Raw genomic sequence first — 9,157 nt, 5'->3', positions numbered from 1 at the left:
AAGTTTTATCTCTCTGTGGTTGGGATTATATCCTTGAAGCTATATTAAGTGCAACTTCATAGTAAATTGGTATAAGGACACGGCAATGCCGTGTCCCTAGAGGTATTTTTTCATAATTAATATTAAATGTTGACCAGTCTTGGAGGCAGAAAGCGGGAATAGACGATCGCATTTTTACCATTCAGCAGTAAGGTACGCAGCGCGTACCTTACAAACTATTAACCTATGACTATTCTGCCACTTCCTCTGATTCCGATTCTTCGGCCGATTCTTCACCAGCAGGCGGCACTAAAGCCACAGCTACGATCGAATCATCCTCGTCCAACCGCTGTACCCGCACGCCTGTTGCTGTGCGCGATTGCGTGGAAATTGCACTCACAGCCTGACGGATAATAATACCTCGGTTGGTAATGATCATTAACTCGTCATCTTCGTTGACAATTCGCAGCGCAGCTACGTAATCTTTAGCCTTTTTAGACTTGAATTTAGTAGCAGTCAATCCTTTGCCAGCCCGTCTTTGTAGGCGGAATTGAGAAACTGGAACCCGCTTGCCATAGCCGTTGGTGGTGATTACCAACACTGAAGGAACGTCGCTGCTACTTTTGGTAATTTCTTCGGCTTCTTCGCCTTCAATTTCCTCGGATTGCAGTTCTAATTCTTCATCTTCCAATTCCGCATCTTCAGTTTCTAGGTCAGTAATTTCTGCTACTTCAAATTCCGAATCTTCAGTTTCTAACTGAGCAATATTAGCTCCCTCAAATTCCGAATCTTCAGTTTCCAATTCAGCAATCTCGGCAACAATTGAACTGGGCAATATGTCCATGCTGATCAACTCATCGCCCGATCGTAATTTCATCGATTTTACACCCCGCGTCGCGCGACCTACAGGGCGCAACTGTTCGTGATTAGTGCGGAAATGAATTGCCATCCCTTGGCGCGTGCCGATGATGATGCTGTCGCCCACTTTTGCTCTCCGCACCCAGCGCAGTTGGTCGCCTTCTTCTAGAGAAATCGCGATTAATCCATTAGTGCGGATGTTGCCAAAAGCCGAAAGTGCGGTTTTCTTGATGTAGCCGCCGCGAGTCAGCATGACCAAGTATTCTTCGCTGGTGAATTCTGTAACTGACACCATAGAAGTGATTTTTTCTTCTATAGGAATCGGCAGCAGTTGTACCACAGGAGTGCCGCGGGCAGTCCGCGAACAGACTGGGATTTGATAAGCTTTGACAGAGTAAACTACGCCCCTGTCACTGAAGAACAAAACGCTGTCATGATCGCAGCAGGAAAGGAAATGTTCTACTCCGTCGTCTTCTTTCATTTTCGCGCCTGCTTTGCCGCGAGTAGCGCGACTTTGGGCCTCGAAAGTGCTGACCGGCATCCGCTTGATGTAGCCTTGCTCTGTGATCAGAATAATTGCTTGTTCGTTAGCAATTAAATCTCTTTCATCGATTTCTCCTTCGGCGTGCTCGATGACGCTGCGTCTAGGAGTGGCGATTTTTGTTTGGATTTCGACTGCTTCAACTTCGGCGATTTCTAAGATGCGTTCCCGGCGCGCTAATATATCTTCCAAATCTTCGATTTTAGCTCGCAGTTCTTCGTGTTCTTGCTGAATTTTTTGGGCTTCTAATGCTGTCAAACGCCGGAGCTGCATTTGCAGAATTGCGTCGGATTGCTGTTCAGAAAGACCGTAATTATCCATCAATTCTTGTTTCGCTGCGGCGGAGTCGGCAGCGGCGCGAATTAGGTGAATAATTGCATCTAAGTTTTCTAGGGCAATTAATAACCCTTGCAGAAGGTGGTCGCGTTCTTCTGCTTTGCGGAGTTCGTATTGAGTCCGGCGAGTAATTGTCTCAATGCGGAAGTCTAGGAAGACATTGAGGAATTGGGAGAGCGTAAGTAGTTGGGGTTCCCCGTTTACTAGCGCTAACATATTGGCTCCAAAGTTGGCTTGGAGTGGTGTTTGTTTATAGAGGTTGTTGAGGACGACGCGGGGATAGGCATCGCGCTTGAGTTCGATCACGATCCGCATTCCGTCTCTGTCGCTTTCGTCGCGAATGTCGGAAATTCCATCTAATCTTTTGTCGTTGACAAGTTCGGCAATTTTCTCAATTAGCGCTGCCTTGTTTGTTTGGTAAGGCAATTCGGTGATAATAATTGCTTCTTTGTCGGGGCGGCCCGGATGTTCAATGGTTTCAATGCCGGCGACTCCGCGCATTGTAATCGAACCGCGCCCGGTGGTGTAAGCATCGCGAATGCCGCTTCTGCCCAGAATTTGCCCTCCGGTGGGAAAGTCCGGGCCGGGGATGTACTGCATCAATTCCAGGTCAGTAATTGCTGGATTGTGGATTAGTGCTACTAAACCGTCAATTATTTCGCCTAAATTGTGTGGCGGAATGTTGGTTGCCATCCCTACAGCAATCCCGGAGGAACCGTTGAGCAAAATTTGGGGAATGCGTGCCGGGAGTACGAGGGGTTCTTGCTGGGAACCGTCGAAGTTGTCGCCGAAATCAACTGTTTCGGAGTCGATGTCGCGCAGCATGGAGTCGCTCGTCAAAGCTGTGAGGCGACATTCGGTGTACCGCATGGCAGCGGGCGGGTCGTTGTCAACAGAGCCGAAGTTGCCGTGGCCGTTGATCAGGCGTTCCCGCATGGAAAAATCCTGAGCCATCCGCACCAGGGCGTCGTAAACCGCTGTATCTCCGTGCGGGTGATACTTGCCCAGCACCTCCCCCACGACGCGGGCGCATTTGCGGAAAGGTCGATCGGGAGTCAAGCCCAATTCGTTCATGGCGTAGAGAATGCGTCGGTGAACGGGCTTGAGACCGTCCCTGGCATCTGGTAGCGCCCGACCGACAATTACGCTCATGGCGTATTCCAAGTACGATCGGGACATCTCATTACCCAGATCCGTCGGGATTATCCGCGACTCAGAGGTGCTCATAGGTTGAAAAACTCCGTTAAAAATTTAAATTTGACCGCTATAAATCTCAAAAATGCGATAAAATCGGTTTGGATTCAGTAGAGCTGCCAAATATTGCAAATTACTCCTAAAATTATATCACAATTTGCCTTTGACTTTATGGGAAAGTTGCCAGAAAAATTAAGGGACGAAACAAGGACAATTGATAATTTGTCAGTTGGTGATTTGGTCAGCGGTTGGCAAAAGCTAGAAATGTTTTTTTAGGCGGTCGGGTTTCATGCTTTGGTGAGTTTTTTTGAGGGCTATATAAAAAATTAAAATGGTGGCCCGATCGCAATTTTAATTTCACAAAACCGAAGGCCTTCTTAAAGCAAACTAAAAATCTAAAATCTAAAATCTAAAATCTAAAATCTGCCGATGCTACCCGTCATCTACTCCGAAGATTTTTTGCTGCACAAGACTGGAATGCTTCACCCAGAGCGACCAGAACGTTTAACGGCGATCGTCAACGCTCTGAAAGCTGCTCCTTGGGCGGCTCAAATTGAGTGGCAACTGCCCACCCCAGTGGCGCAGCGCGAAAAAGCACTGTTCTCGGCTATCAAAAAAGTTCACTCGCAAAGATACATCAAAGAAGTCGAACATTTGGCTCATCGGGGAGGCGGCTACCTCGACGGTGATACGCCGATTTCTGCCGAAAGTTACGACGTAGCGCTGCTAGCGGCGAGTGCTTGGCTCGATGGGGTCGATCGAGTGGTGGCTGCGGGGGAACCGGCTTTTGTGCTGGCCAGGCCGCCGGGACACCACGCCGAAAAAGCCCGCGCGATGGGTTTTTGCTTGTTTTCCAATGCTGCGATCGCTGCTCACTACGCCCTGGAACAGCCGGGAATTAACCGCGTCGCCGTCCTCGACTGGGACGTGCACCACGGCAACGGCACTCAATCTTTGGTGGAACACTGCCGCCAAATAGCCTACTGTTCCCTGCACCAATCTCCGTGCTATCCGGGAACGGGAGATGCCGAGGAGCGCGGTGCCTACGAGAACGTGCTGAACATTCCCCTCTATCCGGGCGGCGGCATAGCTGAATACCTGAGCGCCTTTGAATCTCTTGTCGTGCCTTTTTTGTCCAACTTTGAACCGGATTTGTTGATTGTCAGCGCTGGTTATGACGCTACTGCCTCCGATCCGCTGGCGAGTATGACTCTGGCTCCGTCAGATTTCGGTACTTTCACCGGATACTGCCTGCAACTCACCCGTCGCATCGCCTTTGGATTGGAGGGGGGTTACGCGCTGAAAGATTTGGCCGAGTCGGTTGTGGCGACTATTGACCGATGCCTCAATTAGCTGGAAAATTGGCATAGGGAAAAATAAGGTTGAGAAGCGGTGAGGACGGGATGGAGAGTTTTTGAGGGCGATCCTCCTTGATGGTCTTTTTCCCTCGGACTTCTGACTCCTTCCTCCTGACTTCAGTGACAAGCATCACAAATTGAATAGATCCAAGTCACTGGGCATCAAAGTCTTGGTCACAGATTTTTAACCAAAAAATCACACTGTGTCAATGTTTTCGATCGCCTTTGAAGTCACTCCCAGAGTGCATAATACAAATACAACAAGCCTGTTAAAATTTTATCTGTCTCAATCAACTAGGAGGTTTATCATGTCAGTATCCCAAATGACACTCGAAGAGTTATTTGGTCAGGTCATGTTCTCCAGCGTCGTGACTCGCCACGACCGGAGACAGCTCAGATCTGCACTCTTAGAAAGAACACTCAATGAAGATGAGTATGCCATCATCAACCGACTGCTGTACAACGTGCGTCGCGGTTGGGTAAAAATTGTCGATTAAAGACATGGCAGCGCCTCCCTGTAGGGGAGTTAAGACCCTTTTCCATTAAAGAATTGGTAATGACTGATAAATATCGGGGTTGAGAGCACGGAAATACTGTTACATTTTCTGTGGAACTCATTACAAGTATAACTTGCCACTTAGGGAAGTTTTTTGTGTTTCATACTTGGATCGAGACTGTGATGTATTTGACCAGAGTGTTAATTATCATCAAAATCTCGCTACACATCAGCCTAGAGGTAGAGATAATTATAAAATGACAGGTTTCGGGTGCATCTCTACTTGTTGAAAACTTGTGAGTTTTGAGTTGTTAACTGAAAAGTTATAATTAACTCAAAACTCATAATTTTTTGGAGTTGAGATGGGAGATTCGAGAGTGGGAAAAGTGATGAATATCAGGGTTGAAAACCGCTATAAAGTTAATATTTCTTAAACATATATTAAGAATCAAAACTATAAGCAGTTTCCGGTTGAGGAGGAGTGTGCGATCGTTACAAGCACACCGAGTCGCATTGCTCGATCGACCATTCCGGCAATTTGAGCCCGGAAGTGTCAAAATATTAACAACCAGTTCATCCCCAAAATATATGGCTCCCGCCGTTTTAATTGAAAATCTTCAGAAACGCTACGGCACTGTAGAAGCCGTTAAAGATGTTTCCTTCAAGGTAGAACCGGGGGAAATATTTGGTTTGCTAGGCCCCAACGGTGCAGGCAAAACCACAACCCTGCGGGTACTTTGTACTTTGAGTGCGCCCGATAGCGGACGCATTGAAGTGTCTGGCATTTCTGCTGTCAGTCAGCCGAGAATTGCCAGACAAAAACTCGGCTACGTCGCCCAAGAAGTTGCTCTCGATAAGGTGCTGACGGGGCGGGAACTCCTGCAACTGCAAGCAGCGCTTTACCATTTGCCGCGCAATACGATTAAAGGGCGGATTGACGAAATGGTGAAACTCCTCGGTTTGGAGGAGTGGGAAAATAAAAAGACGGGTACTTATTCCGGCGGTATCCGCAAACGCCTCGACTTAGCTGCTGGGTTGCTTCACCAGCCGGATGTTTTGGTGTTAGACGAACCGACTGTCGGGCTCGATATTGAAAGCCGGGTGGTAGTGTGGGATTTCCTGCGCCGCTTGCGGGAAGAAGGTACGACGGTTTTGATTACGAGTCACTATCTCGAAGAAGTTGACGCTTTGGCTGATCGCGTGGCGATTATTGACAAGGGTACGGTGATTGCTGAGGGCACGCCGGAGGAGTTGAAAAATCGGGTTGGAGGCGATCGGGTGACTTTGCGGATTCGCGAGTTTTCGCCGATCGAAGAAGCCGAAAAAGCCAAAACTCTCATGCAATCTTTGCCTTTTGTGCAGGAAGTAATTGTCAACGCGGCTCAAGGAAATTCTCTGAATTTAGTAGTAACACCGCAAAGCGATGCGCTGGTGACTATTCAGCAAGCTTTAAAAAATGCTGGATTGCCTACTTTTGGGATTGCTCAATCTCGGCCGAGTTTGGATGATGTGTATTTGGCTGCGACTGGTAAGACGCTGTTGGATGCGGAGTTGGCTGCTGCTAGCAACCGCGATTTGAAGGCGGAGCAAAAACAGGCGATGCGATCGTAGTTTGAAGGAAGAGGGAAGTTCGGCAACCGATTTTGTAACGGATGTAACGGATATAAGGAAGAGGGAAGAAGGAAGAAAAAACCTTCTTCCTTCTGCTATATAATCTTAAGAGGAGAGTGCTGGGGGGGTGACAAAGATGTCTACGAGATAGACTGTATAAGGGTTGCGGCTCCCATACCTTGTTGATAAAAGCGGCGTTTAGAAGGAGTTAACTTCATTAACTGTTCTACCTCGTCAGAATAATGTTCTAGATAAGTGACCCACTTTTCTCCATCTAAACCAACACCAAATGTACTCCGTCTGCGGTATCTTTTTTTAGGTTCTTTGCGGCCAAATATATATTTTTGTACCTGCTTTTTCCTCATTTCAGTACCTTGAAATATTCCCTAACTGTAGGCGAGGGACCTGAGCAAAATCATGTTAATAAGCCGGTTTCCTTTTAAGCTAGTTCCTTCAATATCGTAGCCTCCTGTTTTACAGTCTCGGAACATTTATTCAATACCCATCCGCTGCTTATAAGCATAGATGGCTACTGGTAAATTGCTGTAAATCTGTGAGAATAAACCATGCTTCATCCACCTTCCATCCCCCGTAGTTCCTTTTCCACTTACAAGCAATATCAAATCCGGTTAGAGGTCCCTGTTGTTCTCACTCTTTTTCCTTGACAATATAAACAGGTTCCTGGTACTGTTCATAATTCATCTAACCCTTGCCAAACTAAATGTTCCGTTTCGTCGATTAAGATAATTCTTTTTCAGTCTTAAACAAAAAGATACACCCTTTTCCCTTAGCCAGTTTCCCAAATTGACAGAACAAAACTCACGGTCTCCTAAAACGATGACTTTATATTCTGAAAATAATGGTAAAACTTGCTGTAAATTGGTAGTCTGTGAGTCGAGGCTACTGTTTCCCAGTTTGGGCAACAGTGACCAGTAGAATGGAATTGCTCTTCGCTCCCAGATCAGGCTAACCATAAAGAGATTAATGCGCCCCCATTGACTGCGGTCGATTGATCTTGATAAACGAGTACCAATGGGGCAATAAGTGGTCAACCAATAAGTAATTAATGGGAACCAAATTAATGAGATATTTAAATTTGGTAAATCCGGAAATCTTTGTAGTTTTATGCGCCGACTTTCGGTTGTAATTGGATAGGGAAATACCCGGGAGAGCCGTTCTAATCTAACTTATTTTTCTGATTGTATCAAGGGTAGCAAGATTCCAATCAGTTTAAATTGAGCTGAACTTAGTTGTTTTTTTAAATGAATGAGGTAGAATGTTAGTATCATTATTTTTTAGATAGGCAAGCGTGTAACAATTATGCTGCCTATTTTTTTTAGCACAGATTAGCTCAATGCTTACAAAGGTATGGGTTTCAGGCTGGTTGTTACCTTCCCAGAGATATAGCGTTCCTAAATGATTTTCTATGTACAAGTATATTGATGAATTTTGGGGAAATCAAATTTATGTTCGTTAGTAAAAAACTCAAACAAAAATTTGACAATTTTAAAAGACCTACATAAATACCAATACTTTCTTAAAAAGTTTTTAGCTTGTAACCAAATATCTTCAACGGGATTCTGTTGGGGAGCATTGGGAGCAAATAAAATACAAGTAATTGACCAATTATCCGGCTCTTTGTCACCATTGAGTTCTAATAAAAAGTCTCTAAATTCTCCATATTTATGATAACTAGCTCCATCCCAAATTCAGATAATTTTCCGCCCTTTATATTTAGCTTGTAAATATTTAATAAATTTGACCGTGGATTTTCCATCGCCCGATGGATGACTTTGAACGTGAAATTTTTGGCTTTGATAATTGAGAGCACCAAAATAAGTTTGTCGCTCTTTTTCATTAGTAATTGGAATTTCCATTCTCCTATCTGAGCGACCCCAAACGTAGCCTGTCAGATCGCCATGAAGTAGATGACATTCATCTAAAAATAATACTATTATTTTCCCAGATTCTATGCCAGTTTTGTTTTTAGATAAAATTTCGTTAATTTCTTCCCGCTTTTTTTTTACCAGTTAGTCATCGGATTTGGGATTAATTTTTTGACTCTTTTTCCAACGAATATTGGCAGCAGCGAAAAGCTCATAATAGCTCTGTTTTGATTTATAGCTCACACCAAACTCTTGTTCTACATAAGTCACTAACTCCTCTAAGTTCCAAGTTTCTTTATTCTTTAACCACTCGACTACTACATCCGTTTGTCGCTCTGTCAAATACCCTTGCGAGCCTTTATATCCTAGTTTTATTCCTTCGACTGCTTGGCTTTTAAAAATCTTTTTCCAATAACCCACAAAGAATTCACTTACACTTAACATTTTGCTAATTTCATAGTACAGCTTACCTTCAAGCGCCATCCTGACAGCTATTGCTCGTTTTAGTTCTCTTGCATCGATATCACTTTTAATGAAAGATTCTAATTGGGTGATTTCTTTTTCCATGTCTTTTTGTGACCCTTGTAAGTTATTCATTTTTTTATCCTAATCAAGTATTGCATATAATTGTATCGTAATCTTGATTATGATTTAGGATTGCTATATACCTGTATTTGCAGCGAGTGTGGGGAAACACAAACAGCAGACTGGTCGCCAGAAATAGTACCGGGACCAGATCTCGGAATCAGACTGCAAGCTTTTTTGGGATGGATAAATAATTGCGGACATTTATCCTACGAAAAACAACAAGAACTGTTGTGGCAATACTCCGGACAGTTTTTAAGCAGCCAGAGTACCATAAGACAAGACTGAAGGAAGATTTGGATGATTTAAAATC

The 9,157-nt window shown here is 44.8% G+C and carries 7 protein-coding genes and 1 pseudogene; 4 read left to right on the top strand and 4 right to left on the bottom strand.

Translation table 11 applies throughout. The features are described 5' to 3' along the window. Positions 1 to 229 precede the first annotated feature (229 nt). Positions 230 to 2,941, bottom strand: coding sequence for a DNA gyrase subunit A (gyrA, locus tag QUA27_RS26690; RefSeq protein ID WP_333072005.1), 2,712 nt, complete (start codon positions 2,939 to 2,941; stop codon positions 230 to 232). 396 nt (positions 2,942 to 3,337) lie between these two features. Between gyrA and QUA27_RS26685 the strand changes: the two genes are divergently transcribed. The 3 genes from QUA27_RS26685 to QUA27_RS26675 all read left to right on the top strand — a co-directional run bounded on the left by QUA27_RS26685 (position 3,338) and on the right by QUA27_RS26675 (position 6,373). Beyond that, positions 3,338 to 4,261, top strand: a complete 924-nt coding sequence (locus QUA27_RS26685) for a histone deacetylase family protein (RefSeq protein ID WP_333072003.1) — start codon at positions 3,338 to 3,340, stop codon at positions 4,259 to 4,261. Between the two features lie 313 nt (positions 4,262 to 4,574). After that, the gene (locus tag QUA27_RS26680; protein ID WP_015175516.1) at positions 4,575 to 4,763 is read left to right on the top strand and encodes a hypothetical protein; all 189 of its coding nucleotides are present in this window, start codon (positions 4,575 to 4,577) and stop codon (positions 4,761 to 4,763) included. Positions 4,764 to 5,350: 587 nt separating this feature from the next. Further along, a complete protein-coding gene (locus tag QUA27_RS26675) occupies positions 5,351 to 6,373 on the top strand; it encodes an ABC transporter ATP-binding protein (protein ID WP_333072006.1) in 1,023 nt (340 codons plus the stop codon). Positions 6,374 to 6,513: 140 nt separating this feature from the next. Here the strand turns inward: QUA27_RS26675 and QUA27_RS26670 are convergent, their stop codons facing one another. From QUA27_RS26670 to QUA27_RS26660, 3 genes are all read right to left on the bottom strand, one after another. Next, positions 6,514 to 6,738 (bottom strand): hypothetical protein, encoded by a 225-nt coding sequence (locus QUA27_RS26670; RefSeq protein WP_333072001.1) that lies wholly within the window; start codon positions 6,736 to 6,738, stop codon positions 6,514 to 6,516. Between the two features lie 1,344 nt (positions 6,739 to 8,082). After that, positions 8,083 to 8,250: a hypothetical protein gene (locus tag QUA27_RS26665; RefSeq protein ID WP_333072000.1), complete on the bottom strand. Its 168-nt coding sequence runs from the start codon at positions 8,248 to 8,250 to the stop codon at positions 8,083 to 8,085. Between the two features lie 153 nt (positions 8,251 to 8,403). Then, positions 8,404 to 8,856, bottom strand: coding sequence for a helix-turn-helix domain-containing protein (locus tag QUA27_RS26660; RefSeq protein WP_333071998.1), 453 nt, complete (start codon positions 8,854 to 8,856; stop codon positions 8,404 to 8,406). Between the two features lie 66 nt (positions 8,857 to 8,922). Between QUA27_RS26660 and QUA27_RS27575 the strand changes: the two are divergent. Next, positions 8,923 to 9,084: pseudogene (locus QUA27_RS27575) on the top strand (IS66 family transposase); the annotation flags it as partial. Positions 9,085 to 9,157 lie beyond the last annotated feature (73 nt).

It is taken from the genome of Microcoleus harperi Pol14_C6, assembly GCF_036701295.1.
Classification (GTDB): domain Bacteria; phylum Cyanobacteriota; class Cyanobacteriia; order Cyanobacteriales; family Microcoleaceae; genus Microcoleus.
Note: the sequence above shows the minus strand (reverse complement) of the source record. Positions and strands in the feature narration are given on the sequence as shown.

Excerpts from the sequence above, each read along its gene's own strand:
- QUA27_RS26680 (WP_015175516.1), top strand. The coding sequence starts at position 4,575 with ATGTCAGTATCCCAAATGACACTCGAAGAGTTATTTGGTCAGGTCATG.
- QUA27_RS26675 (WP_333072006.1), top strand. The coding sequence starts at position 5,351 with ATGGCTCCCGCCGTTTTAATTGAAAATCTTCAGAAACGCTACGGCACT.
- QUA27_RS26670 (WP_333072001.1), bottom strand. The coding sequence starts at position 6,738 with ATGAGGAAAAAGCAGGTACAAAAATATATATTTGGCCGCAAAGAACCT.
- QUA27_RS26660 (WP_333071998.1), bottom strand. The coding sequence starts at position 8,856 with ATGAATAACTTACAAGGGTCACAAAAAGACATGGAAAAAGAAATCACC.
- QUA27_RS26685 (WP_333072003.1), top strand. The coding sequence starts at position 3,338 with ATGCTACCCGTCATCTACTCCGAAGATTTTTTGCTGCACAAGACTGGA.
- QUA27_RS26665 (WP_333072000.1), bottom strand. The coding sequence starts at position 8,250 with ATGGAAATTCCAATTACTAATGAAAAAGAGCGACAAACTTATTTTGGT.
- gyrA (WP_333072005.1), bottom strand. The coding sequence starts at position 2,941 with ATGAGCACCTCTGAGTCGCGGATAATCCCGACGGATCTGGGTAATGAG.